At 56.4% G+C, this 26,576-nt stretch carries 27 protein-coding genes and 1 pseudogene; 10 read left to right on the top strand and 18 right to left on the bottom strand.

The window, feature by feature from the left end; genetic code table 11:
* Positions 1-437 precede the first annotated feature (437 nt).
* A complete protein-coding gene (locus EXN68_RS25345; protein WP_010900336.1) occupies positions 438-1,247 on the top strand; it encodes a hypothetical protein in 810 nt (269 codons plus the stop codon).
* 207 nt (positions 1,248-1,454) lie between these two features.
* On the opposite strand, the gene EXN68_RS25340 is transcribed toward EXN68_RS25345, so the two are convergent.
* The 10 genes from EXN68_RS25340 to EXN68_RS25295 all read right to left on the bottom strand — a co-directional run bounded on the left by EXN68_RS25340 (position 1,455) and on the right by EXN68_RS25295 (position 11,322).
* Positions 1,455-2,396, bottom strand: coding sequence for a hypothetical protein (locus EXN68_RS25340; RefSeq protein ID WP_077768177.1), 942 nt, complete (start codon positions 2,394-2,396; stop codon positions 1,455-1,457).
* Between the two features lie 522 nt (positions 2,397-2,918).
* Positions 2,919-3,218: a hypothetical protein gene (locus EXN68_RS25335; RefSeq protein WP_077768112.1), complete on the bottom strand. Its 300-nt coding sequence runs from the start codon at positions 3,216-3,218 to the stop codon at positions 2,919-2,921.
* 56 nt (positions 3,219-3,274) lie between these two features.
* The gene (locus EXN68_RS25330; RefSeq protein ID WP_012476023.1) at positions 3,275-4,543 is read right to left on the bottom strand and encodes a YiiX/YebB-like N1pC/P60 family cysteine hydrolase; all 1,269 of its coding nucleotides are present in this window, start codon (positions 4,541-4,543) and stop codon (positions 3,275-3,277) included.
* 35 nt (positions 4,544-4,578) lie between these two features.
* Entirely contained in the window at positions 4,579-5,106 is a 528-nt protein-coding gene (locus tag EXN68_RS25325) for an RES family NAD+ phosphorylase (RefSeq protein WP_077768113.1), read from the bottom strand.
* A complete protein-coding gene (locus EXN68_RS25320) occupies positions 5,103-5,492 on the bottom strand; it encodes a hypothetical protein (protein WP_010900332.1) in 390 nt (129 codons plus the stop codon). Before EXN68_RS25320 ends, EXN68_RS25325 begins: the two co-directional genes overlap by 4 nt.
* Positions 5,493-5,628: 136 nt before the next feature.
* Positions 5,629-6,090: a hypothetical protein gene (locus EXN68_RS25315; protein ID WP_142843417.1), complete on the bottom strand. Its 462-nt coding sequence runs from the start codon at positions 6,088-6,090 to the stop codon at positions 5,629-5,631.
* 144 nt (positions 6,091-6,234) lie between these two features.
* Positions 6,235-6,609, bottom strand: a complete 375-nt coding sequence (locus EXN68_RS25310; protein ID WP_142843416.1) for a hypothetical protein — start codon at positions 6,607-6,609, stop codon at positions 6,235-6,237.
* 42 nt (positions 6,610-6,651) lie between these two features.
* Positions 6,652-7,884: a hypothetical protein gene (locus EXN68_RS25305; RefSeq protein ID WP_077768115.1), complete on the bottom strand. Its 1,233-nt coding sequence runs from the start codon at positions 7,882-7,884 to the stop codon at positions 6,652-6,654.
* Positions 7,885-7,937: 53 nt separating this feature from the next.
* The gene (locus tag EXN68_RS25300; protein WP_202048396.1) at positions 7,938-10,196 is read right to left on the bottom strand and encodes a S8 family peptidase; all 2,259 of its coding nucleotides are present in this window, start codon (positions 10,194-10,196) and stop codon (positions 7,938-7,940) included.
* Position 10,197: 1 nt separating this feature from the next.
* Positions 10,198-11,322 carry an AAA family ATPase gene (locus EXN68_RS25295; protein ID WP_010900329.1) on the bottom strand — a complete coding sequence of 375 codons (1,125 nt, stop codon included), beginning with the start codon at positions 11,320-11,322 and terminating at the stop codon, positions 10,198-10,200.
* Between the two features lie 116 nt (positions 11,323-11,438).
* On the opposite strand from EXN68_RS25295, the gene EXN68_RS25290 reads away from it, so the two are divergent.
* From EXN68_RS25290 to EXN68_RS25280, 3 genes are read left to right on the top strand one after another with little or no spacing between them, the layout of a single operon-like run.
* Entirely contained in the window at positions 11,439-11,663 is a 225-nt protein-coding gene (locus EXN68_RS25290; protein ID WP_077768116.1) for a DUF2188 domain-containing protein, read from the top strand.
* A 51-nt stretch (positions 11,664-11,714) separates the two neighbouring features.
* Positions 11,715-11,975, top strand: a complete 261-nt coding sequence (locus EXN68_RS25285) for a hypothetical protein (protein WP_162854303.1) — start codon at positions 11,715-11,717, stop codon at positions 11,973-11,975.
* Between the two features lie 17 nt (positions 11,976-11,992).
* Positions 11,993-12,250, top strand: a complete 258-nt coding sequence (locus tag EXN68_RS25280) for a hypothetical protein (RefSeq protein ID WP_077768118.1) — start codon at positions 11,993-11,995, stop codon at positions 12,248-12,250.
* A 118-nt stretch (positions 12,251-12,368) separates the two neighbouring features.
* Here the strand turns inward: EXN68_RS25280 and scpB are convergent, their stop codons facing one another.
* Entirely contained in the window at positions 12,369-13,064 is a 696-nt protein-coding gene (gene scpB / locus EXN68_RS25275) for an SMC-Scp complex subunit ScpB (RefSeq protein ID WP_077768119.1), read from the bottom strand.
* 2 nt (positions 13,065-13,066) lie between these two features.
* Positions 13,067-14,020 (bottom strand): DUF1403 family protein, encoded by a 954-nt coding sequence (locus EXN68_RS25270; protein WP_012476016.1) that lies wholly within the window; start codon positions 14,018-14,020, stop codon positions 13,067-13,069.
* Between the two features lie 125 nt (positions 14,021-14,145).
* On the opposite strand from EXN68_RS25270, the gene EXN68_RS25265 reads away from it, so the two are divergent.
* Positions 14,146-15,297 (top strand): site-specific integrase, encoded by a 1,152-nt coding sequence (locus tag EXN68_RS25265; RefSeq protein WP_012476015.1) that lies wholly within the window; start codon positions 14,146-14,148, stop codon positions 15,295-15,297.
* 101 nt (positions 15,298-15,398) lie between these two features.
* A pseudogene (locus EXN68_RS25260) lies at positions 15,399-16,385 on the top strand (tyrosine-type recombinase/integrase).
* 198 nt (positions 16,386-16,583) lie between these two features.
* On the opposite strand, the gene EXN68_RS25255 reads toward EXN68_RS25260, so the two are convergent.
* The 6 genes from EXN68_RS25255 to repA form a co-directional block, all read right to left on the bottom strand.
* The gene (locus EXN68_RS25255) at positions 16,584-17,222 is read right to left on the bottom strand and encodes a Shedu anti-phage system protein SduA domain-containing protein (RefSeq protein ID WP_077768120.1); all 639 of its coding nucleotides are present in this window, start codon (positions 17,220-17,222) and stop codon (positions 16,584-16,586) included.
* Positions 17,223-18,234: 1,012 nt separating this feature from the next.
* Complete coding sequence (locus tag EXN68_RS25250; protein ID WP_012476012.1) at positions 18,235-18,825, bottom strand: hypothetical protein; 591 nt, start codon at positions 18,823-18,825, stop codon at positions 18,235-18,237.
* Positions 18,826-18,945: 120 nt separating this feature from the next.
* Positions 18,946-19,161, bottom strand: coding sequence for a hypothetical protein (locus tag EXN68_RS25245; RefSeq protein WP_116979320.1), 216 nt, complete (start codon positions 19,159-19,161; stop codon positions 18,946-18,948).
* Positions 19,162-20,227: 1,066 nt separating this feature from the next.
* Positions 20,228-21,439: a plasmid replication protein RepC gene (gene repC, locus EXN68_RS25240; RefSeq protein ID WP_012476011.1), complete on the bottom strand. Its 1,212-nt coding sequence runs from the start codon at positions 21,437-21,439 to the stop codon at positions 20,228-20,230.
* Positions 21,440-21,605: 166 nt separating this feature from the next.
* Complete coding sequence (repB, locus tag EXN68_RS25235) at positions 21,606-22,613, bottom strand: plasmid partitioning protein RepB (protein WP_012476010.1); 1,008 nt, start codon at positions 22,611-22,613, stop codon at positions 21,606-21,608.
* A 93-nt stretch (positions 22,614-22,706) separates the two neighbouring features.
* Positions 22,707-23,915, bottom strand: coding sequence for a plasmid partitioning protein RepA (repA, locus tag EXN68_RS25230; protein ID WP_234888145.1), 1,209 nt, complete (start codon positions 23,913-23,915; stop codon positions 22,707-22,709).
* A 382-nt stretch (positions 23,916-24,297) separates the two neighbouring features.
* On the opposite strand from repA, the gene traI reads away from it, so the two are divergent.
* The 4 genes from traI to EXN68_RS25210 are packed head-to-tail and all read left to right on the top strand — an operon-like array spanning position 24,298 to position 26,573.
* Positions 24,298-24,921: an acyl-homoserine-lactone synthase gene (gene traI, locus EXN68_RS25225; protein ID WP_012476008.1), complete on the top strand. Its 624-nt coding sequence runs from the start codon at positions 24,298-24,300 to the stop codon at positions 24,919-24,921.
* 9 nt (positions 24,922-24,930) lie between these two features.
* Entirely contained in the window at positions 24,931-25,908 is a 978-nt protein-coding gene (gene trbB, locus EXN68_RS25220) for a P-type conjugative transfer ATPase TrbB (protein ID WP_077768123.1), read from the top strand.
* A complete protein-coding gene (locus EXN68_RS25215) occupies positions 25,898-26,281 on the top strand; it encodes a TrbC/VirB2 family protein (protein ID WP_012476006.1) in 384 nt (127 codons plus the stop codon). The genes trbB and EXN68_RS25215 overlap by 11 nt, the downstream gene beginning before the upstream one ends.
* The gene (locus EXN68_RS25210; RefSeq protein ID WP_012476005.1) at positions 26,274-26,573 is read left to right on the top strand and encodes a conjugal transfer protein TrbD; all 300 of its coding nucleotides are present in this window, start codon (positions 26,274-26,276) and stop codon (positions 26,571-26,573) included. The genes EXN68_RS25215 and EXN68_RS25210 overlap by 8 nt, the downstream gene beginning before the upstream one ends.
* Positions 26,574-26,576 lie beyond the last annotated feature (3 nt).

The raw sequence follows: 26,576 nt of genomic DNA, 5'->3' as shown, positions 1-26,576 counted from the left end.
TGATACAATAACCGACTGCAGAAATTGCCATGTCAATGCGGTGGGAGTGGGCGACTGACCGGGGGAAAGCCGTTTGGTACATACATCTACGTCTTAATCCGAAACAAAGTGCACTCGAATTTCCTGAAGTAATGAGAAGCCAACGTAGTTTTTTCGGTATGACATCCAACGGCAACGCGTCCGAAGGCAATGCTTTACATTTGTAACACGATTGACATTTAACCAACCTCGAAGGAACGCTAGAAGTTCCAGTACACCAAACGAGCTGAACTCAACGGTGGACAATCAGAACGATTGGGCGGCCGGCGGAAGATGCATGAGCAGACACGAAAGCCGGAACAAACTGCCCCGCTGGCCACTCCGCGAACAGCGATGCTTCCAGTCCTCCCCAAGATCAACATTCAACTCGCCCACGCACATCCAGGGAGTAATTCAGTATGTCGAATTTTTGCTTAAAGTCTGTGCAGGTAACAGCAATCGCATCGACTATAGCGCTCGTGCTGGCCGCGAATACCTTGGCACAAGAATCTTCCACCGCCTCTCCATGGCCGGACACACCAACCGCTCGGATCGAGGCGCTCGCAGTTCTCCAGACCTTGAATGCAAATCTCCTGGGAAATCCTAGCGCCACCTTGACGCTCGATCGCTGGTGTGCCGCGCACAAACTCGCCCCGGAAGACTCCAAGATCGTTGCCCAGCGCGTGCGCGTACAAGACACGCCCGCCGATAGCAGTATCCGAGAACTTCTTGCCGTGGGATCAGAGGAGCCTATCGCTTATCGCCGCGTTCGCCTGGTTTGCGGAAATCGCGTACTATCAGAAGCCGACAACTGGTATGTTCCGGCGAGACTGACAATGGAAATGAATAACGCGTTGAGCACCAGTGATATAGCGTTCGGCAGGGCCGTTCAGTCTCTTAACTTCACCCGCACCAACCTATCTTCCAATCTGCTTTGGTCTCCTCTACCAGAAGGCTGGGACATGGGAAATGAATTAACTGCGAACCGGAGAGGACCACTGGTCCTGCCACCGTTTCTTCTCGAACATCGTGCCGTGTTGAAGCTGCAGGACGGCACACCATTCAGTGCTGTGGTAGAAAAGTACACAAACAAAGTGTTGGATTTTCCGGCTCCGATAGCAATCCAAGGCTGGCTATTGGGACGCACGACCCGAGCGTCGGGCAGCACGCCCACGCGCTCCTGTTCTACATCTCCGGTCGAGCCTTGTCCTATGTCAATCTCACGATGAAAGCCCCTACTGCGGATTGCGGCTGGCGTTTTCCCCTTGGAAAAGCCGTTCCGGGTGCCAATCAATCCTCATTCCTCGGACCAGCACAGCTTGCAACGAGGCCGATGCCGATTGACTGCACCAAACACGAATGAAACCTGGAGCACAGCGGGGACAAGTCACCTTGTAATCCCTCCACTCACGCCAACACGGAACGGCTGCCGAGAGTTACCGTGACAATGCCGATCTGTCCCGATCGCGGGAGGATGAATCGAATTCGGCGCGCGTACGGGTGTAGGCATCACCGACGTTCTTGACGAAACTCTCGTGTGCCGTCAGAAGGCCGATAGCATTTGGCCCTCTCGTCACGACCGATCGACTATATCTTTCGATTATGTCAATCACCTCGTCGATAGGTTTCACCTCCGGTTCTTTCGCGTCTTGATACCTGCGGGGATGCGCCGCCATGTTTTTTTCAATCTCAAAGTCTGCGACAGCCCGGCGGAACAGGCGCAGCAGCTCCGGGCGATTGTTCCTCTCGTGTTGTACCCGAGTTTTTTGGTCGTCGTTTAAGTGCTTCTCGCCCTGGACCAATACGTCTGCGGCGGGGCATTTCTGACCCTGGTTCCAAGTAAGAGGGGGATCAAGCTGCAAGATTTCGATCGAACGTTCGATTAAGCGCGTCTTATTGACTTCCCCAAGATCGTCCAGATGCTTTATCACGCTCAGAATTGCGTCGCACTGATCAGGCTGAGGGAGGTTCAGGATGTTGGTTGTGAATCGTGCTTTTCCAGCCTCAGATTGAAACTTCAGAAGTGGTCCTACCGCCCGCGTTCTTGCCGTTTCAGATGGCCGGTTCACCTGCCAATCAGGCAATTGCTCCCCAGGGATGATTGTATCGAAGACTGCTTTTGCCGATGTACCAATCCTTTTCACGCGAGCGTGATAAATTCCGATAGGGCCTCGACGTAAAGCTTCGCGACCTGCGGAGCCAGTTCGCTCTAGATTTCCGAGATCTCGTGCGGTTTCGACCACATCCTGGGTTGGAACGTAGGTAGCAACTTTTGCAAGTACATCGGAAGGTAGGTTTCGGTTTGGTGACGCAGGATCACTCTTCACCCGAGCAGACTCAGATTCTCGGGGAGGTGTTCGTTGGCTGCTGGACGGCATGAGAAGCTCCATTTTTCTTCAATCACGCTAACCTTACTCAGATGAAAAGGGCGTCTCCACTGCTAATCTATTACTTTTGCAACACTTGAAATGCAGGTTGGCTGCATGAACGAGCGCCAACGCTAGCGCCCCTGCCAGCCCAGCGGATCAAATACAGCCACCCTCTTTTTCTCCAACTTTGCGAGGTGACGCTACTTGTCGCGATCTAAATGTCGCTGATGGTCGAGGGAATAGGCCCCTCCCGCCGGCGCAGAGATTGGCAATCTTACTGGACACGGCGCCATATCACGGCAATCGGCTTCTTCAAGTGCATTGCAGAAAAACGAATGCGCTGTTGACGGATCTGCTCATGAACACGGCAGGCGGGATTAAGGATCACAAACGCGCCACCTTCTCAACGATGCTAGTTAAAAGGCTCCGCATGTACGGCCACGATCGCGCGAGCTAGCCTTCATCAACACAGCCGGCGAGTCGGCGCATATATCCCGCTATTTTTCTTCGGCTATAGCCGGTCGATAGGTCTTAGGCTAACGTCGAATCAGCGGCAAGGTCCGCAAAACGTGACATCGCGCCCTCGATATCATCCCACGCAAGGGCATCTTTCCGATGTTTCACCTGCACATAGATACGGATGCCATCGAGTTGGATTTCTACATCTTCGTCGCTTTCGACAGCGATCTCCCGCGCAGCGATGGTTGCGGCTGACAACAAACATTGAACTGCATAGAGGTGCTGGAATAAGTAGCCGCGATGCACGGCTTCGATCCGACGCAGTTGCGCTGGGTCCAGAACACTGTTTCCTGAACGGCCTAACTCACCCAAAGCAGCGCATCCTCTTTTATCACAGCCTTCGTTTGCGGTCCCATTCTCTTTCCAAGTCAATGCAGGAACGGCATCAGGATGTTGCCCATACCGCGCCGTATCTCGATGCAGTCGCTGCACAGGCGCAGGGAGGGTACGCCCGGCATCGTCTGAGCGCCATTCGCAAGACGGTAGGACATGGCTGGCCGGTCGCCGCATGACGAGCAGACTTCCGAACTTCCTTCCGCCGTGACGACCATGCGCGACAACGCGGCCAGCTTCGGTTCGACGCGATCAACGACCGAATACCAATAGGCGCTGTGCGGCTCGATCTGCTCCAACTGTTTCTTCAGGTCGTCAGGATAGTGCTTCAACAGCCACGCACACGCGACCTCCCTGCGGATCTGATCGTTAAGCACAAGAGTTTCGTACAGGTCCACCAACAGCCGGAGGGATTGACCGCCGTGCTGGGTCTCTAGCATCTGCAACTGTATGAGGTTAATGGAAAACCGCACGCCTCCGCTGTAAGCCTCGCTCACTGTACCTATGCAGTATTCACGTATGTCGGCCATCTGCTCGGGCGCGGACATCGTTGCGATTAGGCTCTGGTCGTAGCGCCAAGGGTGAGCCGCTATTTCACCGCGCCACAGATCAAGGTAGCCGCTCTCGCGCAGAACCTCTGCAATCTCCGGATCAGCCTCAGGGCGAACCACGAGTAAAGCATGGAGTTCGTTTAGGCTCTCCAAGTCCGGAACGAACGTACGAGCGACGTCAAGAATGGCTTTGTGGGCCTGATGTGTATCTCGGATCGGGTTACGATTGGTTTCGAGCCAACGCCATTCTTCCTCGGACACGGCTTCGGTCTCTATCGGGATTTCCACCAGCAAGCGACTACGTCGTAAATCCTCCGGCGAGCAATAGTCTGCGTCCGGCACAAGATTGATGCCCGCGTTTCTGTAGACGCGGGCCACTAAACGAGAGCAATATTGCCGCTTCGATCTCGGCTTTCGGACAGCAGCGACCGACCGCATGGCCTCCGGCACAGAATAACGCGCACCGATCTCGGCCCGCGCGAAATCGATTACATTTGAAAGTACCTCGCGGGGGAGAGCTTCCTTCAGGCGGAAATGGAAAACCTGCTCGTCATCCTCGAACAACTCCCGCTGCAGGTTGCGCGCCTGTACCCCGTCCGCGGTGGAATCGATAAACGAACCATGCTGCACGCAGATCATCGCGTGTGAAACGATGCCCCCCGTGCTGAAGCGGATCGATTTGCTTATCTTTCCCGGTCGAGCTGTGAGGAGAATATCTCCAGGCTGAACACTTTTGATACTAATGCGCTTCATTCCCCTCCCCCGAAGCCGGCCGGCATCTATTGCTGCTAGTGCGGCCAGGACAATTGATCGCGCGGCAAACGATTGTCTGGATCGTGAACATGCACGTCATCATCTGGGATGAGATTGGCAGAAAAAATTACAAGATTAGTTCCGCCAGCGTGCCTTAGTGACGGAAAGAGCAGCCCCCGAAGGCCGGATGAAATGACTTTGTCTGCCAACTTCCAGGAGGGAGGGACCTTTTTGTCGATGCGAGCGATTTTTCGCCATGCACAATCCCATTGAGACCAAGCTGCATCCCAAAGAAGCGGATCGAAACCTTGCGACAGATCGGCTACTTCGCTGAGCGTGATCTTGTACGCTGCAAGCGTCGCCGGCGGTGTGATGCTCGCGCCCTGTCGATATTCTTCGAGCGCGGTTTGGGGGGCCTCGGAAAGATAGAGAGCCTCGACGCCGGGTCGATTGAAGCGACCGCCGTCAATAGCGGCCCCGGCGCCGCTGGTTGGAAGAAACGCCCATTTAGGTGTTAGATACCGATGAAAGACTGCGTTCGGGCCGATGCGGGTAATCTTCACCCGCGCGCTCCATTCTCCAGGTCCCGAATATAGGCAAGAACAGCCTCTATCTCACCATCGGCAACAAGCTCCGCGGCCGTGCGATGGCCATAATCGGCAATCGGTTCATTTCGATACCAGTAGATTGCCTTCGCAAGATCACCAGTCAGCTCGGCGGCCGCAGAGATCGCCTTGATCATTTCCCGCATCCTGCCCTGCAAGCGTTCGGAGGAGGGATTGCGCAGGGTATTGCGATGGACACCGGTCAATTCTGCAAGGTTTGCGACTTTGACGCCGAGCGCCTTTGACAAGCGAGACGGCGAAATATAGGGCGTCCGCGGTTCCTGAAGGCTATCAACAAAGCCGGAAACAACTGTGTATGAATGTACTGTCTGAGCCTGCGCCATGCCTAATCTCCGCTCAATCTTATGCACAATATATGCACATTTTGATGCACATCAAGGTTGGCTAGTAAAAAATCACGCCTGCTGCGTTCTTGAACGACATTCCACGTTCACGCCTCTGCCTATCAAGCGCCTGCGTCTACTCTTCATCGATGAGCGTTTTAGTAGTAGCCGGTATAGTCAGCACCAAGATCGAAAGCGCTGGCCAGTTCCTCGAGCACGACGAGAACGATGGAAAGCAGCATTTCGTACGCTCCGGGCTATCGAAGCCGTCGGTACTGCTCTTCCCACCATGAAAGAGGTTGTTACGGACGGTCTGGCAATAGCCGATAACCTGCCCAAGCTCACAAGTACTGGCGGGAAAACCCACAGCTCTAAACGCCAGCATTCCATCGTCGCCAATGATCTGCTTTTTCGGGTTAGCCGCGATCAACGCCACAGCGGCTTCGCTGCTTTTATAATCTCCTTCCCAGCGCTCTCGAAATTGTCTCCACCCAGCCTCCGCGGGCTGACCTGGCTCTGTTTTCTTTAGGTAACCGTTGGCCTTGAGCGCATATTCGAAACGCGCAAAAAAATAGAGAAAGTCAAAGGCGAGAGACACTAGGTCCTCCCCAACCTCGTCTCTTCGCATAATGCCCACCGTTCCTAGGAGATCCGTAATGCATGAAAGCCTGATACATTCAATGCGTCAGCATCGGGAGTAGCGACCTCCAAAACTATCAGGACAACGGCGGTCGCGCACCTGTCACCGAAGGAAAATTCCATCGATATAGATGTTGCGAGAAATCTTCTTCCGACCTGGATACATTCGCACGCCGCCGCGAGGATGAGCTCGAAGGAAGTCCGCAACATCGTCCAAGGTATTAAGGGGTAAGGGATCCACGTTTGATCCGAAATGATGACAGGCGTAGTAGCCGTCGGAGCCGCGTTCGACACGTCCGATGACCAGGCCGCCGACAATTCGCTCAACTCTCGTGACTGGCATCGTTACAGCTCCCCAAGGGCCGATCAACATAATCGCGAAATCGGTCTCCAGTTCCGAAGCAAGATGATAATCGAGATATTCTGTTACATCCGCGTTCGTAGAACATTTTACACCCCAGGCTGCGACTGAAATCAATATCTCACATTATCGCCGTGAAGGCGGCCGTCATTGATACATTTAGGCCATAATGAAACGCCGCAGCTTTCGGCGAAGAAGCGGTAGTGTCATTTGCTCATCAAATCGAATCTCGACAAGTTGGACGGCATTTTGTTCACAGAGACTTCTCTTTAAGGCGTCGCGTTCCATGTTACGTTTTAGCGCCACTTCTCCTCCAAATGCAGTAATGGCTCTGTAGTGCTGCTCACCATGGTGTTCCAGAGCAAGGCCGATGGCGGGCAGATACACGTCAAATCGTTGGCGCCCCAGCCATGGGGGCGACGCCTCCCTCAGGATAACTTGGTCGGGAAATAGCTTTTTCACCAGACTGTACATTTCTGCCTCCCTCATCCATCGGCGAACACCAAGAGTGTACTGGACTTCGGAACGCGCAGTGGACTTGTCCATTCCAGACATCAACATCAGCTGATCGATATACGGCGTGATAAATTCCCCAATATCATCACCGTAGAAGCTGGCAGCAGCCTCCGGTCCCGAGCGACGGGCGATACACAGGTGGCATATTTCGTCGATGTAGGTCGCATCCGACAACAATCGAACAACCTGATGGGTCCATGCGCCTGAATGAGATGCAATCCTTATAGCCTCTGACATCATCTTTTCATGAGCTAGGCGAGCGCATGAACAGAAACAACGCTTCCCGGTAACTAAATGATCGAATGCAACAAACTCAAAGCCCTCGATCCCAAACTCATAGCCTTGCGTACGCGGACCAGGTCGAGGGTTCGCGACCAGCGGCTGCTCAAGGCAAATCGCCTCCATCATTTTCTTGGTTTCAAGAAACGTGCTGGGCGGAATCGTCACGTGGTTCAAACGCAGGATGTGATTGGTTTGCGTTTTTAGCTGCTTCGACCAAAGTCGGTGTGTGATCAGCCCTGCAGGGCCACAATTTATGGGACTTAGGTGCAAACCCTGTGTGTCAATCTCAACGCCGTCAACCATGTTCTCTCTGGTTGTGGAAAAGGCCAGTTCGGCATACCAGGTGTCGTACCCGATGTCCGCAAGCCGCGCTAAGGATGCACAGCGCTCCTTGAAATACATCGAGTGAAGCTTCACCGAGGGGATCTTCCGGAGCGCCAAAGCTGTTTGCTGCCGAAGATTTTCGACGAGAATTTGTGTGAGCAGTTGTTCAACGGCATCCACCGGCCTCGTGCCCACGGTAGCGACCCTGGGTGCCAACGCTTCGGCAAATTCCTTCTCGGAAAAACCGATGGAAATGCGGCTACGCCTCACGCATCTGCCTCGCTTGCAAGGGCCCAATCGCAAATCCGGAGGACACCGACCAGCTAGATCTCATTCGAGACCTCGATGTCTTGGTTCAAGACGGCGCTTTCAACGAAGTTTCCGAGCGCACGAGCTGTTGAATCATAAATCGACTTCTCTCCGTCCGCGCTTGAAAGGGTGAGCACGAACGCAACTTCTTGCGCGCCCGCTTGGCTGTGATGCGTCCACCCAAATTGGTAGAGGTCACGCATGAACACGCGGGCGTAAAGCCGCAGGTATGGTCCGGAAAAGCCAAGTCCGCTCCCTTTTGAAAAGTCTCTGCAGTGCCGTCTGATAGGCTGCCATTTGCGAAGTTCATCGCGAGCGTCGTTTTCCGGAAGCGTCGACTCTTTCATTGAGCCAAGTAGCGACGGCCACCTATCCGCTCCCGACTGATACGCCAGAGATGTCTCCAAGCGGGAAGCGAAGTAGTTAGCGCCGCCAAACGGCGACACGAGAGGCCGCAAAACAGCGGTCAAGCTGGCGCGTCCGAACAATTTTCCGTCACGCACCAGCTCGGGAGGGATGGGAATATCGTTCCAGTAGTATGCGGTTCCTGGCTCGAGTTGTGCCCGCCACGCAAGCGTGACACTGCCGGGCGCGCAGGTCCAAGGGAGGTGCCCTTGATACGGGGTTCCCCAACCGAGGTTGGGATCGTGCTCACTTCGCTCGGCTGAATTGATGAGGAGAGCCTTAACCAGATCCGGCGTTGGTTCCCGTAAGCTATCGAAGGTGTGGGCTGCCAAAGACGATACCAACGGCGTTGCGTAACTGCTTCCCGTATCCACGACCCCACCCAGCATCCTGAGATTCGAAAACCACGACAGGTCCGGTTTCATCATCCCGTCAGGACCGGGACCTGGCAGGCATGCGGGGCAACTGTCACCCGGCGTACCGTCAGCAAGCGCCTGACGGCCCCCCACGACAATCGCCGCCTCGCAATCTGCTGGGGGATTAGGTCTTGAATTGTTATCTGGGGTGACATTTCCGACAGAGATGACGGGGAGGAAGCCCGCCGATCTCGCGAGAAGGCTGATTTCATGGCCGAGAACGCTGACCTCGGTGGGATCCAAACCGGCGCCGTCCTGATTGGCAGAGATGTTCCAGACGCGCGCTTCTGGATAAAGACGCGCAACCTCCGCCAGATAGTCGACCAACTCCCGCTCATCAAAGCGCCGATTGGCGTTCCGATGGGGGACGGCCTGAACAGTTCCGATACGGCAGTTTAGTTGAGGCAGCGAGCGATTTTTGTTCCAGGCGTGCCCATGGATAACGAGGGAGCTAACGCTATTTCCGTGAGGCTTGTCGGCTTGGGCGTTCGTGACGAAAGGTGTCGCCCTGAAAGCTTCAGCTGCGGTGTAGCTTCGCGCATGCAGACCGCCATCGACGACGGCAACGATTGGAGCATTCTCATCGATTACTGGTGCAGGAGGCTCCGCTCCTTCGCCAGGTGCTGCCACTCTGATCGGCCGCACAGGATCAATGCGATAAGAAGCGCCTGACGCAATGAGCTGTCTCAACCCTTCTTTATTCGGAATTCGAACTGCAGCGCGTCCGACGCCGGTGTTTCGATAATCTCGCATTGCCCTTGCAATGCTGGATTGTCGTGGTGTCGTGAGAGAACGCGGTTCTTCCGATTCCTCAGATGTTCCGAGCGTGAGCCGCACGCTGGTAAATGTCGGCATGACCAGCCTCTCATTGGCAAAGCGCTGGATACGCTCGAGGACTTCGGCCTTGGCATCTCGATCGCGGAACGGCGCAAGCCAAACAACGAACAAGCGTCCGTCATCATCTTCCGGTGCGGAATTCCAGAGCTCATTGAACGATCGACCGCGCAGACGACTTTTCGCATCAAATTGTCCGAGAGACGAAACACGGGATATGTCGGCTTGCACCGCATAGCCGATTGGATGTTCGATTGCGCGAAGGAGGCGAGGCAATTCTTTGACTTCAGCCTCGATCAAATAGCCGCCAGGAAGAGGAGCAACTAGCCTGCATCCATGACGCTGCGAGAACAAGTCATCGGGGGTGTGCGTTGGAGCAAGGGAATCCTCACTGAACATCCGAACGACTAGGTGCGTCAAACCCGAGTATGTGGGCAACTCTGTACGGTGTTCATAAATGTCGCGTGTTTCGCTCGCGAGCACGTCCTGCTGCCGGCCGAGCCGCTCCTTGACGATGCTGTCGATGCCTTTGCCACGCCCCGTCGGACTCCGCAGCGCCGGATCCATCTGAAGGCTCAGAACGGGATAGAGAAGAGGTTGGTCTCTAGGCTCCACCATACTACACCTCCCCTTCCTGTTGCTTCAGGTAAGCGTAAATGGCTTGCCGCGACACTCCGAGAATGCGGGCGGTATCCGCGCCCCCAATGGCGTACTTCTCCTTGAGGGCTATTGCAACCTGGCGTTTCTGCTCCGCATCCAATGGCTGCCGCTGTACAGGGACAGTACGGCCTGACCGCGGCTCCAGCAGAGCCACAACGACGGCTCCAAAATCAATATCACGCGACTCATGAACGGCATGACGCCGCGCCGACAGACTCATCGTTTCGATATCGGCCCCCGACAACCCTTCGGACACGACGGCGAATAGCTCGGCGCGCCTCTCCTCATCTTTGTCCTCGAAGAGAAAATGGCGCCAAAGGTCAGCGCGAACGCTTTCATCCGGAAGACCGAGTTCAATTTTATAAGGAAACCGCCTCCATATTGCAGGATCAAGAAGATGCGCATGATTGGTTGCAGCAACCACGATCGAGCTCGGGTCTAGCCCGTCCAACGCTTGAATGACGGTATTGACAACGCGTTTGAGCTCGCCCAACTCGTGACGATCGTCACGCAGCTTTGCGACTGCATCCATCTCATCGAGAAAAAGAACGGCGTTTCGCGCCGGCACGAAATCAAACACCGAGCGGATATTTTTGGCGGTGTCCCCGAGCAAAGAGGAGATGACCGAGTCGAGCCGGACGACATATAGCGGACGAGACAGTTGCGCAGCGATATGGCCGGCAAGGAGAGACTTGCCTGTTCCTGGCGGGCCAGAGAGCAGAAGCCCAAGACGTGAGGCCAATCCTTTGGCGCTCAAGTCATCAATGCGCCGAGCATCCGCGATGAAATCGCTGAACACATGCCACCCGCCTTCGTTGAGAAAAATAGGCGTATCGGGCCAGGTCTGCTCCTCGACAAGCGGCAAGCGGGATTTCGAGTCCACGGGCAGCGATTCCACGTAGCCAGACGCCTTCAAAGGCACCCCCCTCTTGCGCACCAGGGCCTTCAGCTCCTTGGCAATGGAAGTCTCACCATTCTTGTCGAGATCTCGCGCAAGCGCATTCGCAGCTCTGCGTACGCGCGTGTAGTCAGCGGAAAGTGCCGCGTCGGCCAACTCCAGCACATTTTTCATCTCAATGGTCATGATCACTCCATGCGTAAAAATTCGTCATCCATTCGTAAACCACAATAGCCATATTGACAATTAAATTTTCCTTAATGTAAACTCTTACGGCACTCAAGAAAAAAGATTCTGATGCAATGACAAGGAAGAATCAGCATGTGGTTCCCCATAACGGCGAATGGGCCGTGCGGGGCGCTGGAAATCAGCGAGTGACCTCCACCCATGGAACGCAGGCCGACGCGGCTGCCGCTGCTCGCAAAATTGCGATCAACCAGCAGAGCGAAGTCGTCATCCACCGTCCCAACGGACAAATCCGGGACAAGGATTCCTACGGTCGCGACCCGTTCCCGCCGCGTGGCTAAAACCTGAGGCCGCCTGGAGTGAGGCGGCCTCTTCATCAAAGGAGAGAAGAAATGCAGTTTGAAGGCGCATTAGTTCGCGAGCAGGGCGTCACCTTCGCCATAGTCATCGTCAAGCCGCACGTTTTGAACAGCGGCCATCAGGCCGACGACGTTGCATATAGCTTCCAGCCAGCATTCCCGGGCGTGCCGATTGTTCTCATGGCACAAAACAGCAGGGGCGTACCGACATATCGTGGCCGACGTGATCTTGTTAATTTTCTGTCGCGGGTGCCAATGCAGGCGATACCCTGGAAGCGCTACACCCTGAACTGATCGGGAAGACTAGATAGATGCTAAAGACAGATACCCGCCAAGCGAATTGGCGGCGTGCTAATCCTGCAAAATATGAGGCTCACCTCTTGGTGCAGCGTGCCGTGAAGGCGGGCGAGCTGAGAAAGAACACGTGTGAGGTCTGTGGTGATGAAGACGTCGATGCTCATCACGATCAATACGACGAGCCATTGAACGTCCGATGGCTATGCCGTCGCCATCACACCAGGCTTCACCACTACGGCGGGGACCTGTTTCCCATTCGGACTTCGCCTTAGAAGGTCTCTCGGACGGACCATTGGAAGACAGCACGGTTGTCCAAGACGAAATTCTGCAGTTTGCTCCCGTCACAGCGCCTTCGTCCGGGTCGCAAATGCAGAAGTACGCTGCCCTCATTCATTCAATGAACATTGCCTCCCCTTCAGTTGGATCGAAGGCGACATCATCTTGAACGGCACGTCTGCTCAGCAAGCCGGCGTCCTCGAGCGCTTCGATATTGGGAAGGTCACGCAACGTCTCCATACCAAAGACCGAAAGAAAGTGTGAGGTCGTTATGTAAGTATAGGGCGCGCCTGGCGTCGGACTGCGTGGCCCGGAGCCGATAAAACCCGCCCCGCGCAGATTACCAACGACGTCACGGCTGACCTCCTTCCCAAAGATCTTTGACAGCTCGCCGCGGGTAATCGGCTGTAAATATCCCACCGCCATCAGCACCATCGCCTCGAACTCGGAGAGTGCCGCCGCCCCTCCCCTTGTCGGGGCCGAAGACGCGCGAATCGTCTCGGCAAACCGCGGCCGGGTGCGATGCTGCCAGCCGCCGGCGACCGACACCAGCTCGTAAGGCCGATCCCGCAACTCCTCGACGAGATCGTCGATCAACAGATCAATGCTACAATCCTTTCCCACCACACGCGCCAGCGTCTCGCGGCTGACCGGCTCAGCCGAGGCAAAGATCACCGCCTCAATCCGCAGCATCCATTCCCGCCAACGAAGTTCTTGCGGTAAGTCCTCGAGCTCGCGATCATACAGGACATCTTGCTGTCGGTCTTTTGCCCGACGCAGTGTGGTTTTTGTCGCGCTCGCTCCCCTCATCATCATAATCCAAAGATGCGGAAGGAGGAGCGGCCGGACAGCTCGCGCACCGCTTCAAAACTCTCGAGCCGATCGAACAGCCGGTTCGCTGCCCAGCGCGACAGCTCGCTTCCTGGGACCGACGCCAGAATAGCGTCGTCGGACAGCAAACGCCGGATCACCGGCTCGGCGCCCCTGGTACGGAGCTTTGGTGCCACAGCCAGCAACCGCGCTGCCCTTCGATCGATCTCCACGGCAGATCGCAGCGCCGCCGCCACACCATCCATCAAAGCCAGGCAGATCGCCCTCGGATAAGCCGCTTCGCCAGACCGGACGCGACCACGGCCGCCGATGGTGCGGAACGCCTCGCCAAACCGCTCGGGGATTAGCAGCGGTACGGGTTTCGGCCAGTTCAGCATTAGCGCCAGAACGATCTCGGCGAGCCCAAGCGACAGCACCTCGGTGTCCGGGCGAATGGTCGTAATCGCCGATACAAGCTCGGCAACTGCGAGGGGTGCCGCGCGCCCGGACTGGATCGCCGTATCGACAAAATCCGGGACGGAGACAAGAGCATCCTCCCAGCCAATCCCCAGCAGCGCGCAGAGCTCCTTAACGAATGGCGTGGCAATCGTCCCGGATTGGCGCGTCAGCATTCGTATGGCAAGAAACAGCTTTCCGGCCGGCCCGGGATCGTTGCCGGGCGCGGTGAGCAAAATCGCGTCGCGAATGGCGGTTTCCTCTTCATTGCGGCCAAGCATTCTGGCGGCGACGGCAGCTGATTTGAGAGCAAGGCGATCGCGCCAGCAGCCGAGCCACGGCGGATCGGCGCGGATCAGATCATCGAGCGATTTCAGGGCGATACCGGCGGCGAAGGCGGCGTCGGATTCAGTGATGTCGCGACCACGCGGCAGTGCCCATCCCGGCATGCGGGGCGACCAGGCGGGGGCGGTTGGAGCGGAGGGGTCGAACGAATCCATGCGACGGAGTGTAGATTAGGTGAGCGGTTTAGTCCAGCATTATCCGCCTAAACCGCACCGCTTGTCGCGGATATATAACGTCCGATAATCTTGCATTATCGGACGTTTTGCTCTTTATATAAAGAATGGCCCATATCATCGAGCAAAACGACGAAAATCACGCCACAGAGACCTCCTCTCCGTCTGAGAGCACGACCGCTCGCGACGCTATTGCCGCGCCGCAGATGGCGGTCGGCATCTCGACGGCCAGCGCTGGCCTCCCCTCCCCTCTTCCGGAGGCGCGGACCTTGCCGGCGCACCTCGAGCAGCTCGCCGAACGCGCCCGTACCTATGTCGAGGCGGCGAGCGCCGCCAACACCCGCAAGGCCTACGCCTCCGACTGGAAGCACTTTTCCGCTTGGTGCCGCCGCCAGGGTCTCGCGCCCCTACCGCCCGATCCGCACACCGTCGGCCTGTACATTACGGCGCTCGCGTCCGGCACTGCTGCGGCCGATCGCAAGCCCAGCTCCGTCACGACGATCGAGCGCCGCCTTTCGGCGCTGACCTGGAGCTACGCCCAGCGCGGCACGCCGCTCGACCGCAAGGACCGTCATATCGCCACCGTAATGGCTGGCATTTGCAACACGCACGCCGCCCCGCCGCGGCAGAAGGAAGCCCTCCTGCCCGAAGACCTGATCGGCATGCTGGAAACGCTCGACAGGGGAACCCTGCGCGGCCTGCGCGATCGCGCCATGCTGCTGATCGGCTTTGCCGGCGGTCTGCGCCGTTCCGAGATCGTTGGGCTCGATATCGGCCGCGACCAGAGCGAGGACGCGCGCGGCTGGATCGAGATCCTCGAGAAGGGCCTGCTCGTCACCCTGCGCGGCAAGACCGGATGGCGGGAGGTGGAAGTCGGCCGCGGCTCGTCCGATGCGACCTGTCCGGTTCTCGCTATCGAAACCTGGATCAAGTTCGCCCGGATTGCCAAGGGTCCGCTGTTCCGCCGCGTCCGCGGCCAGGGCAAGGATGTCGGACCGGACCGGCTGAACGATCGCGAGGTCGCCCGTCTCGTCAAAAAGGCGGCACTGGCCGCCGGCGTCAGGGGCGACCTCAACGAGGCCGAACGCGCGGCAAAATTCTCCGGTCACTCGCTGCGCGCCGGTCTGGCCTCCTCCGCGGAGGTCGACGAGCGCTATGTCCAGAAGCAGCTCGGCCATGCCAGTGCGGAAATGACGCGGAAATACCAGCGCCGGCGTGACCGCTTTCGCGTCAATCTCACCAAAGCCACAGGGCTTTGAGGCCCCTCCCCTGCTCACTATGAACTCGTTGGGGCAAATTGCGTGTCGGATTTTTAGCTTTCCGCTTCAATTGAAATTGTTAGCTAAAAGCCACACAGCGCATGGGCGACAATACGCTCCGGGCGCTGACCTCCGATCTCGCCTATTTCGAAGCCTGGGGTCTGGCGGCCTCCGGAAAATCTCTACCCTGGCCGGCGCCCGAAGCGCTGCTCCTGAAATTCGTCACCCATCACCTGTGGGATCCGGAGAAACGTACTGCCGATTCAGATCACGGCATCCCGGCAGACGTGGCCGAAAACCTCCGGCACCAGGGATTCCTCAAGTCCGCCGGCCCACATGCGCCGGCGACCGTGCTCCGTCGGCTGGCGAACTGGTCGACACTGACCAGATGGCGCGGGCTTACCGACGCCTTCGGCTCCCCTGCCCTCGAATCCGCCGTTCGTCTGGATGTGCGCGCCGTCCTGCGGCAACGCCGCCGCAAAAGCGCAAAGGCGGTCACCGGCGACGTGCTGGCCAAGCTGTTGGTGACGTGCGCGACCGAAAGCCCGCGTGATCTCCGCGACCGGGCGATCCTGATGGTCGCCTTTGCCTCCGGCGGCCGCCGGCGCAGCGAGATCGCAGGCCTTCGCCTGGAACAACTGACCGTGGAAGCTCCGATCGAGACCGAAGGCGGCACTCCCCTCCCCTCTCTCGCCATTCATCTTGGCCGTACCAAAACGACGTCAGGCGAGGAGGACGAGTCGTCTATCTCACCGGCCGGCCTGTCGAGGCGTTGAATGCCTGGCTGGCGGCGGGGGAAGATCGACAAGGGCAGCGTGTTTCGGGGGGGGGGGCGGGCGCTGGGGGACAATTTCGCGGCGGGCGCTCGATCCGCAGTCGGTCAACGCCGTTATCAAGCAGAGGGTGGAGATGGCCGGGTTGGAGAGCGGGGAGTTTTCGGCCCATGGGTTGCGGTCAGGTATCTGGCCGAGGCGGCGAACCGAGGCATTCCCCTACCCGAGGCGATGGAGCAGTCACGTCATCGCTCGATTCAACAGGCATCCAGCAATGCCACCAGACGGTGTGGACGCGCGGCGCGCTTGTTATGAGTCTGTCAGGACCTTGGTTCGCGCAAATTCAGTTGGGGATGGAAGTCTATCTCAAACGGCACTACTCAGGAGAAGCAGCCTAACTTAGCTCGGGCTTGTGAGCACTTCTGTAATTTAGATGATGACCGTTTTCATTGTTACGCCGGGGCCGTTGTAAGATCGCGGGCTTGGCGCCTTCAGCCGGATCTCGCAAACGTTTCAGGTTACCTCTGACGGCTGGCTTGCCAGAAGAAGACGACGACGGATTGAGGCTAGTATTCCGTCAAAGGTGAAGCACGACATCCGATAACCACCAAAGGCAACATTGTTAGCACGCCAGCGAAGTCGATCAAGATCATCTGGCACGAGATCCGCATCACGCCCTACAATCAGAAGCAGGTGAATTGTCGGGCTATTCGTACCGAAAATCCGTCTGAATGCGGAAGAGTTTTTTTCTTCCGACAGCCGCCACGCCCAATCAACCAACTGCGACGAGCCGTGCTCAAATCGGTTGGACCAGTGTTTCATTGATTTTCCGGCTTCGAGCTTTGTAAAGATGCTGTATTCTCGCGCGTCCTCGACCTCGATCAATGTGAATGCATTCGCCTCAGTATCGCCAGAAGCCGCGTCGCACACGAAATCGCCAAACAAGTCGAGTTCGCTTGCCCAGCAGTTGGGTAGTTCGACAGCATTGTTTCCGTAGCCAATAGCAGCGCAGAGATGCGGGCGCTCTTTAAAAAATGGCGCTATCTGATCCCGTTCCTTGAGATGGCTCTCGGATTTAAGGAGCTCGTCAAGTTCGTCCAGGTTTTGTCGTAAGATCGAAGTATCAAGATTTAAGGAAACAAAGGATTTCATACAGAGTGGGCCTGTGCCAACCTCTCAACTCTCCGCAATCCATCGAGCTGGCTACGCCTAACGACGTCCTCAATTTTTAGATTTTCGCCCTCGAAGCGAACGAGGACTCGCAACTCGGCTCCCACCCTAAGGGAAAAGAGATCTTTCGTCCCGAGCAATAGCTTTGTTTGCTCCAGAGCTGAGGATCGTCCGCCGCGCGACAGACGTTCAACAGCGTTGACCACCTTTGCTTTCTCTTCCGATGCGAGTTGGTCGAGGTATGACCGCGCTGTAAATGTCCACACTATCTGCATCGAAGCTGATCGCCTTTCGTTCCAACTATATAGTAGTACGATCCCCCCCACCTTTCAACGTGTTCCGACCTTGGCTGCAGTGAATGGCCTATCGACAGCAGCAGGACATTCGATAGAATGTTCGGGCCGTCCACCGGGGACCTCATCGAGCGTTACAACGGCTAAGTCGTGTCCAGGGCTCGCCACGTCGTCATTGCTTACGAGCACAGTGGCCAAGACCAAGTCAAGGCGATCGTGTCGACAGAGCGGTCGCAGCGTAGGAAAGATGGCCGGGGAGGCGCCCGAATGGACGACAACATAATGGGAGTCTTGTGTCGTTTTGCATTTAATCGCAAGACTCCGCATGCGATAATTTCAACAAGATAGCGTGGCACTTAAATTGAGATTGAGCAGTTAATTTTGAGATTCAGGCTTCGATTGGCACTTAAGGTGAGATTCGTCGCCATGGAAAAGATGAATGCCGTCGGCCAATCGTCCTCAGAAAATGCTAAACCGTCACAAACGGTTATTGCCAAATCGGAAGGTGCCAGACGCCGAAAATCGCACCGAAAATCTCAAATTAAATGCCACCACCTGCCGGAACGGCCGCGTTCTTACGATTAAATGCCAAACGACACCATCAACCACCGAATTTACGAGATTCCCGCCTTAGACGCCTGCTACTGCGGGTTCAGCGGTCGCCGACCGATGCGCATACTCGTTCGTGCTAGTAATCAAACTTAGCGACTTTGACCAAATCGCCGAAGCATGAACTTCAGCCTTTCGTTCTCCTTCCGGAGCTTCACGACCATGAGGCTTCTCAGATGGCGGTTTTCAGCCTCGAGAGCGGCGAGCTCTTCATCCAAGCCGCACAGCAGCGGGGGATCGCGGCGAAGATTGAGAATTGGTGCACTTGCGGGGCTCGCTGACGGCGTCTTCTTACTCCGTGCTTTCGCTCCAGACTTCGGAGTCCATCCTGAACCCGGGCTACGCTGCTGATGCACCGAGCGCGTGGGGTCGGACGCATCGTCTTCCACAGCTTCAGACTCGATGGAAAACTCTTTCGACGACGACGTTGCGGCAGGACTATCCGGAGGGACTTCGCCGTCAATCGGAACATCCGAGTAGTCTACCACCTCGAACTTCACCGCGACAACGTCCTCCTGAACTGATGCTGCTTGAGGCAGATCAAGCTTTGGCATCACATCGTCAGCCTCTACCGCGCGGGCAACAGCCTGCAAATCCAGATCGCCCCAGATTGAGGTTCGGCGAAGTGTCTGGCGCCTGTTCGTCTTATATTCGACGATGAAATTGGATCGTGGTGTTCGCATGTTCCTAAGAAATGGAATGAGTGAGGGCGCAGAATGATCAGGATGCACGGGAATTTTTGAAACCGGCCAATCCCGAGGATTGCACGTCAAGGTGATCGAGGGATGGACACCGAAAGACCGCTAACTCATACCATGTCTCTTGCGCAGATCAGCGTTTTCGGCGCGCAGCTTCTCTGAGAGCAGCTTTCTGAGGCGCCGATTTTCTTCCTCGAGCTGGATGAATTCGGCGAGTTCGTCATCCACCGAAAGAGATGCTGCGGAAACGGGTGGCGCCGGTTGAGCCAAAGCCTTCTTCCACTGATAATGAGTCTGATCCGAAATACCAGCGCTTTTCACGGCATCTTCAAGGTTGCGCCGCCAGCGACCGTAGCTTCAATCTGACCAATCTTTTCCAGCTTTTCCTCCCCGGTAAGGCCGCGGACCTTCTGCTTCGCCAGTTTCGACGCATTCGCACGAATTTTTTCAGCCTTCGTGTTATTTCCTTTTTGAAGTCTTTTTCGGAGCAGCGGGCTCAGCTTCTGCCGCTACGGCGCCATCCTGGGTCTGGATTTCTTGGTCAGCAATTATTCATCCTCTGTACATCGCTGCTTTGTTTGCCAGCGCGATCCAAGAGTCAATTGTTCTTGCCACCTGTACGGACTAATTCCATGAATCAGATGGCACGACCCGTGATAATACAATCGATCTGAACACATAGTCGTCGGGCTTCTCCAATCTAGAAACCAGTTCTCATGTGTTCGAATCCTGTAGTGCCCGGGTTCGGTGGTTTTGCTAGCCAACACGACGCTGCTGGACATGAGAACGCATCAAAGCCATCAATATTGGTCTAAGCGAGAACTCGCCACTCCGTCAGCCATCTTCCGAGTGATCGAAGGATCGACTTGAAGAGGTTCTATTTCATTCGCTGCGAGGTCCGATCGGGATATCGACGCAGCGGAGCGTCTTTCTCTCTAGGTACTAGCCGCCACAGCACAAGTTGAGCGCGTACCGATCTCCGTGCGAACGAAACCAGGCATCAAAGCTGCGCAAGCAAAAGGCCCACCGCCTGGCAACACCGGTCTCCGGGAAAAACGCCATAAGGTACTGGCTGGGATGGCTGCATGCAGAAGGCTGCTTTCGGCGATCGCATCCAAGCTTCGCCAACATATGACTCCCCACTGTGCAACGCATCCAAATATGTGGTCGCGGAGCGTCCGCATGGATATAAGGTCTCGCATTCGCTCACGCACCTGAACGGGCCGCCATTCTGAATGGATCTGCGAAGTAAAATCGCACCTTAGAATGCTATTATTGCAACCAAGTAGCAAAAACAACAATTTAGCTTGTGGTCAGCTGACAACAAAACAAAGCGGCGGTTCAAAGGGCACTAATGTTTTTCAAGGGATATAATTTGGAACCGCGATTAAGCCCGCCTTTGTTCGCCGCCATTGGCCCGCAGCAACGCCATCAACATTGGTCCGAGAGAAAACTCGCCGCGTTTCGCCCTCGACGTCAAATCGCGAAGATATCCACCGGCCGATGTGATGTGCCCCGCCCGCTCCAGGATTGCAGCCATCATTGCGGCCGCGTTTTCAGCCCCTATTACTTCGCAGGCGTCCTGGTAGGCCGACGGGCTTACCCCCAGCATTGATCGCACGACCACGGCGGCCATCATAAGGTCCCGCCAGCTGCCGATTGCTCCGCCCGGACCATACATGGAAATCTCCGGGCATGCCCGAAGGACCATACCAAGCGGGAATGATTTTATCGATTCGGCTCTTAGTTCAACGTTTTTACTCTGCTTCGCGCCCTGCTCGTTTTCAGAGCAAGGTTCAAGTTCATTGCTGGATTCGGTATTTGAATTCTGTATGTGCTGACGGAATCCGTCATCATTGGCGTCGGATTTTCCAAGATTGACGTGCCGTTCCAATAGATTGACTACTTCTTCCTTCAGCATCTCGACTTCGTCGAGAATTCCGATTAATTCGTCCGCCCCTTTTGCCCGCCGCAGCCGTGCCATGGCTTCAACATAAAGCTCCTCGACCTTGGCCCAATCCCCGGGAACGTGATCTTCCATTGCCGCAGAGATCAATTTCCGGACATCCCGTCGGGCAATTGTGATGCGCTCTTTGACGATTTTGAGCTTGCGATTACCCTCTGCGACCTGCTGGGCCATAACCGCAAGTTCTTCTGATCGGGCCAGAAGCGGCGCAAGACTGAAGCCAAAGGCTGTCTCGATGGACCCATCTGAGCTCTTGCGCGCATAGCGTTTCCCGTTCGGGCTATCATTCCGTTGGATGAGACCTGCATCGACCAAGAGGGCCAAGTTCTCGCGTAGCGTCGTGCCGGCGATACCGTTTGCCCGTGCCGCGAGTTGGGCATTGGACGGAAACACGATAAGATTCGCTTCCTCCTTGAGTTCAGCCTCAGGGTAGAATGATAGAAGCGCGTTGAGCACTGCAAGTGCCCGATCGCGCAAACCCAACAATGATCGCGCGTCACAAGCATCGCGATAGATCTTCCACTTGTCGGCCGATTTACCCTGCCTGATGTCGGCGGATTTGAACTGTGCCGCCACTAAGGCAAGCGTCATCGGCCGCCGCCCAAACGGCGTCGTCACATTTCCACTCTGCATGTCTTTCACCCTTCAATAGGCAAAAGAAATCTGCTCACCAAAAACGGTGCCAAAGACTCTTGACTGCGATTCATGGAAATGCGATTCTCAGGCTGCTTAGACCATTGAGAGAGGCTTCCACGACGGCGACGTTTGGGGGCCTTTCTTTTGCTGTTCCTATCCTTATTTATCCTTCAGATGACGGATTTTCCTTTCTGAAGTTCGCGTAGAGCGCAGGAAGCTGCTCCATAACAAACTTTGCAAAAGTCTCGTCTCTATCTCGGTTCATTTCGATTTTGCACTGCTTGCCGCCGATGGCGAGCGTCGCGATTTGAAGCCCGTCAGCAGATTTTGCGACCAAGCGGGTGGGGGCTACAGACGGCGCCGTCACATCATCTATCTTGGACGCTCTTAGGACGACCAGGAAACGATTGTCAGAATCCCTATGTGAGAAGGATTTGTCCTGGGTGGCTTTGCGGGCCTTCTTCTCTGCGCCCGGGACTTTCAAAAGTTCTGCGAGCTCCTGCCACCTCGGTCGACCGATCTTCGGCGCACGGCCAATGGAATCAATCAACCACTGCGGAACTGCCCGAGCAACTGTTACCAGCTTTTGAGCTTCGTGTCGGTCAACAGACAAAGCCATTTGTATTAGCGACCGTTGAAAACCACCCTCGTCCAGTTTGAGTGCAAACGCCGCCCGTTCGATGAAAGTCAGGTCTTCACGAGCGGAATTCTCAATGCCCTGCGCGACGACAAGACGATCGTCATCCAGTTCGCGGACATAGGCTTTGACTTTCAAGCCGAGTTCGGCAGTCGCACGTAGTCTGCGGTGGCCGTAGGCAACCTGATATCGTCCGATCTCAGCTGGATGCGGTCGAACAAGGATCGGAATTTCTTGTCCATGATCTTTGATCGAAGTCTTAAGGACCTCCAAGACAGCCATGTCTTGGTCCTCAAACCGGTCCGCGAAGGGCGAGGGGTCGACCAATTCTGGGTCTATTTCGACTGGAACAGCTCCGTCAGCAACTTGCTGCTTGAGCTCTTCGTAATGTCTTTCCACCTCTGAGAACGTGTCTTTCAACGACCGGACCGCACCCGAGGCAACTCGCTGCACAGGCTGCTGTGCGTCATTAGAAGCGGTCTGATCGTTGCCCCCGGCAAACATTGAGCGAATGGATTGTGTACGTTTGCTCATCGTTCCGACCCTATCCAAACAACAGTTCTAGTAAGACCGTGTAGTCAGCTGACAACACACTAAGGTTTTGATTTATCAGCGATTGAGCCGCCATCATCGACCCCAGACCTTGTTTATCTGGTCGATAATTTCCAGATTCACGGCATTGATGGATTCCATTGCTCGATCATACGTCGTCCGTCCTACCGCGCCGCGCGAGAGTTCATAGAGCGACTGCTTGGTAAGACCGGCATTGGCGATTGCCGTCGACTTCCATGCGGATGCCGCCATGACGTCGATTCCGAAGACGTCACGAAGCAGCGCCACGATTTCCTGCTCGGGGACGTCGCGCGGATCATGCCTCGTAATAAGAAACCGTAGAAAGTCGTAGTCGAGCCGTCCGCCGGCTTCTTCAATTACCGACACGAGATCGGACGTCATCAAGAGGAACTGGCTCATGGATGCGACATCGACCATTTGGGGATGGACAGTCACAATCATGCCACTCGCTGCGTTAAGGGCGCCCATGGTCAAAAAGCCCAGTTGTGGGGGGCAATCGACGACAACGACGTCGAAGTCCTGTTCGACCTGATTGATTGCGCCTGCGACACGTCTGAAAAATAGATCCTCCGGACGCCCTCGATTCTGCAGCATGAATCGAGGGGTCTGATGTTCAAACTCCATCAGTTCGAGATTACCCGGGACAATGCTTATCCCGGTAAAGTAGGTGCGCCGGATAACGTCCTTCATCGTCACCCTCTGGTCGTCGTAGCGGATCGCACCATAAAGGGTCGTGTTTTCGGCAACGTCGAACTCTGGCTGATAACCGAACATTGCGGAGAGGGAAGCCTGAGGATCAAGATCAACCGCCAAGACACGGTAGCCCTGCAACGCAAGTCCTTGTGCGAGATAAACAGCAGTTGTTGTCTTCGCGGAGCCGCCTTTGAAATTTGCGACCGTGATCACCTGAAGTTTTTCGCCACTGCGCCGACGTGGCCAAAATCTACTTGCTTCCTTAGGTCGAGCTCCGGCAAGATACTCACGGAGTTGATTGATTTGCTCCAAAGTGTAAGAGCGGCGACCGGCGCTTCCCAAATCTGGCGAAGGGCCGAGTCCATCGAGCGAAAGCTGGCGAAGATAGCCGTCTGACACGCCGACAATTTCGGCGACCTCGCCGGAAGTGAAAGATCGAAGCGACTTTTGTGCGGTAGGGGGAAACGCGCGCTCACCAACCGCCCTGAGTCTCGCAGACAACGCTTCCGCGCGCTGGGTGATGTGTGCGGAAGTTGATGCTCGATTAATGTGCCGGTCGATCACGTTCACTTGGGCCTCAGGTTTCAGACGGTTTATTAGCGTCAGACGCGTTATTGCCGTCTCAAGATAACGCATGATTCTGGCAATGCCGCAAGGGAAATAGCGTTAACAGAAGGTTAACGACCGCAGATCCACCTAACACACAAAATCCGGATTTATTATCTAATACAACCTGTTAGCATACCAGACCGTCAGCTATGTTCATGATTTGTCTTACTGTGAATCCTACAATCGTAACCCAAAGGAGACGACACGGAATCCGCATTGTCGTCCAGCTAAAGCAGACTCACCACCGCGACTCAGCTGGATCTTACCTTGTAGAATCCTACAACTACTCACCGTGTCCAAACCGTGCTGAGTTCTCCGCCGAACAACGACGACGGAGAAATTCATGCAGGTTCTCGCGATCTCAACACCGAAAAATATTCAGGAAGCTGAGCTTATCCACCGCCATCACGAGCTACGCGCGCGGGTCTTCGCCGACCGGCTAGGCTGGGATGTCGAAGTTATCGACGGCGTGGAATTGGATGCTTTCGACACTCTGATACCGACTTACATCCTCGCAATTTCCGACAGTCGCCAGGTAGCAGGATGCGCGCGGCTGCTTCCGGCGCCTGGCCCCACAATGGTGGCCGACGTCTTTCACTCACTCCTTCCGAATGGCCGGTTGAACGCCCATTCCGCGATGATCGAGAGCTCCCGTTTTTGCGTCGATACGGCGCTCGGCGAGGGCAGGGGAGACGGATCCGTCCATGAGGCGACGCTGACCATGTTCGCCGGCATCATCGAATGGTGCATGTCGAACGGTTTCACCGAAATCGTCACCGTCACTGACCTGCGTTTCGAGCGGATCCTCGCGCGCGTCGGGTGGCCCCTTCAGCGCTTGGGCGAGCCCAGGAAGTTCGGGGTGACGATGGCGGTCGCGGGAATCCTACTCGCCGACGCCAGTACATTTCAAAAGCTCCGTCCCGCCAACTATCGCTCTGAATTCACCTCCCTCAGCAAGGCAGCGTAGGAGAAATCCGTGAACCAGCTTCGCTCTCACCCTCGGCTTGTGCGTAAACTTCAGGAAGCACTCGGTGACCAGCTCTGCGTGGCGCTGGACGATGCAACAGTCGTCGAGATCATGCTCAATCCGGATGGAAAGCTGTTTATCGAACGCCTCGGACATGGCGTTGCGCCCGCCGGCGAAATGTCCCCGGCCGCGGCCGAAATGGTGATCGGTACTGTCGCGCATGCACTGCAGTCGGAGGTCGATACCGAACAGCCGATCATCTCCGGAGAGCTGCCGATCGGCGGTCACCGCTTCGAGGGACTGTTGCCTCCCGTGGTCGCCAGGCCTGCTTTCACGATCCGGCGCAGGGCATCGCGCCTCATCCCGCTCGAAGATTACGTCCGGACCGGAGTGATGACCGAATACCAGGCCGCGACGATCCGCAGCGCGATTTCCGCGAGGCTCAACATCATCATTTCCGGGGGAACGGGCTCGGGCAAGACGACGCTTGCGAATGCTGTGATCGACGAGATCGTGAAAAGCGCGCCAGAAGATCGGCTCGTCATTCTGGAAGACACCGCCGAAATTCAATGCACTGCCGAGAACGCAGTTCTGCTCCATACCAGCGATACGATCGACATGGCACGGCTTCTAAAGAGCACGATGCGCCTGCGTCCTGATCGGATAGTTGTGGGCGAGGTCCGCGACGGCGCTGCCCTGACCCTGCTCAAGGCTTGGAACACCGGTCATCCGGGCGGCGTGGCGACCATCCACTCGAACACCGCCATGTCGGCGCTGCGCCGTCTTGAACAGCTGACGGCCGAGGCAAGCCAGCAGCCGATGCAAGAGGTGATCGGGGAAGCCGTCGATCTCGTGATCTCCATTGAGCGGACGCCGCGCGGACGGCGCGTTCGCGACGTCATCCAGGTCGAGCGGTTCGTCAACGGTCAATACGAGGTCGAATCCGATCAGCTCACAGAAGAACAGGAAGCGCGCCATGTCGCATAGGAAATCATTCATCGCCGTCGCGCTCTTGGCGGCGCCCATCGTTCTCGCCTCGGTCGCGCCGACCCTTGCCAGCTCCGGCGGCAGTCTCCCGTGGGAAGGGCCGCTGCAGCAGATCCAGGAGTCGATCACCGGCCCGGTCGCGGGTGCGATCGCGCTTGCAGCAGTCGCCATCGCCGGCGGCATGCTCATCTTCGGCGGCGAACTGAATGATTTCGCGCGGCGACTTGTATACGTCGTTCTCGTCGCCGGCATCCTCCTCGGCGCCACCAACATCGTCGGCCTGTTTGGCGCAACCGGCGCCTCGATAGGACTGACGAGCGAACAGCTCACCACGATTGGATCGGCCGGAGGCGGGGAGGGAACTCATGGCTAATTCCCCATCCGGCCTGCAGCGCAACCGCATCCACCGTGCACTGTCGCGTCCAAACCTGCTGATGGGCGCCGACAGGGAGCTTGTGTTGCTGACCGGTCTCGCCGCCGTCATCCTGATCTTCGTGGTGCTGACGGTTTATTCGGCGCTCTTCGGAATCGCCGTCTGGGTCGTGATCGTCGGGCTCCTCAGAATGATGGCGAAGTCCGACCCGTTCATGCGGCAAGTCTATATCAGGCACATTTCCTACAAGCCCACCTACAAGGCGACGACATCGCCTTGGCGCCGGTATTGAGGA

Origin of the sequence: Martinezella rhizogenes (assembly GCF_007002745.1) — a bacterium.
GTDB classification, from domain to species: Bacteria; Pseudomonadota; Alphaproteobacteria; order Rhizobiales; family Rhizobiaceae; genus Agrobacterium; species Agrobacterium cucumeris.
This window is presented reverse-complemented; position numbering and strand designations above follow the sequence as displayed.

What these genes read in the sequence shown, in the direction of transcription:
- EXN68_RS25345 (WP_010900336.1), top strand. Translation starts at nt 438, where the DNA reads ATGTCGAATTTTTGCTTAAAGTCTGTGCAGGTAACAGCAATCGCATCG.
- EXN68_RS25340 (WP_077768177.1), bottom strand. Translation starts at nt 2,396, where the DNA reads ATGCCGTCCAGCAGCCAACGAACACCTCCCCGAGAATCTGAGTCTGCT.
- EXN68_RS25330 (WP_012476023.1), bottom strand. Translation starts at nt 4,543, where the DNA reads ATGAAGCGCATTAGTATCAAAAGTGTTCAGCCTGGAGATATTCTCCTC.
- EXN68_RS25320 (WP_010900332.1), bottom strand. Translation starts at nt 5,492, where the DNA reads ATGGCGCAGGCTCAGACAGTACATTCATACACAGTTGTTTCCGGCTTT.
- EXN68_RS25300 (WP_202048396.1), bottom strand. Translation starts at nt 10,196, where the DNA reads ATGGTGGAGCCTAGAGACCAACCTCTTCTCTATCCCGTTCTGAGCCTT.
- EXN68_RS25295 (WP_010900329.1), bottom strand. Translation starts at nt 11,322, where the DNA reads ATGACCATTGAGATGAAAAATGTGCTGGAGTTGGCCGACGCGGCACTT.
- EXN68_RS25290 (WP_077768116.1), top strand. Translation starts at nt 11,439, where the DNA reads ATGACAAGGAAGAATCAGCATGTGGTTCCCCATAACGGCGAATGGGCC.
- EXN68_RS25285 (WP_162854303.1), top strand. Translation starts at nt 11,715, where the DNA reads ATGCAGTTTGAAGGCGCATTAGTTCGCGAGCAGGGCGTCACCTTCGCC.
- EXN68_RS25280 (WP_077768118.1), top strand. Translation starts at nt 11,993, where the DNA reads ATGCTAAAGACAGATACCCGCCAAGCGAATTGGCGGCGTGCTAATCCT.
- scpB (WP_077768119.1), bottom strand. Translation starts at nt 13,064, where the DNA reads ATGAGGGGAGCGAGCGCGACAAAAACCACACTGCGTCGGGCAAAAGAC.
- EXN68_RS25270 (WP_012476016.1), bottom strand. Translation starts at nt 14,020, where the DNA reads ATGGATTCGTTCGACCCCTCCGCTCCAACCGCCCCCGCCTGGTCGCCC.
- EXN68_RS25265 (WP_012476015.1), top strand. Translation starts at nt 14,146, where the DNA reads ATGGCCCATATCATCGAGCAAAACGACGAAAATCACGCCACAGAGACC.
- EXN68_RS25255 (WP_077768120.1), bottom strand. Translation starts at nt 17,222, where the DNA reads ATGAAATCCTTTGTTTCCTTAAATCTTGATACTTCGATCTTACGACAA.
- EXN68_RS25250 (WP_012476012.1), bottom strand. Translation starts at nt 18,825, where the DNA reads ATGCGAACACCACGATCCAATTTCATCGTCGAATATAAGACGAACAGG.
- repC (WP_012476011.1), bottom strand. Translation starts at nt 21,439, where the DNA reads ATGCAGAGTGGAAATGTGACGACGCCGTTTGGGCGGCGGCCGATGACG.
- repB (WP_012476010.1), bottom strand. Translation starts at nt 22,613, where the DNA reads ATGAGCAAACGTACACAATCCATTCGCTCAATGTTTGCCGGGGGCAAC.
- traI (WP_012476008.1), top strand. Translation starts at nt 24,298, where the DNA reads ATGCAGGTTCTCGCGATCTCAACACCGAAAAATATTCAGGAAGCTGAG.
- EXN68_RS25215 (WP_012476006.1), top strand. Translation starts at nt 25,898, where the DNA reads ATGTCGCATAGGAAATCATTCATCGCCGTCGCGCTCTTGGCGGCGCCC.
- EXN68_RS25210 (WP_012476005.1), top strand. Translation starts at nt 26,274, where the DNA reads ATGGCTAATTCCCCATCCGGCCTGCAGCGCAACCGCATCCACCGTGCA.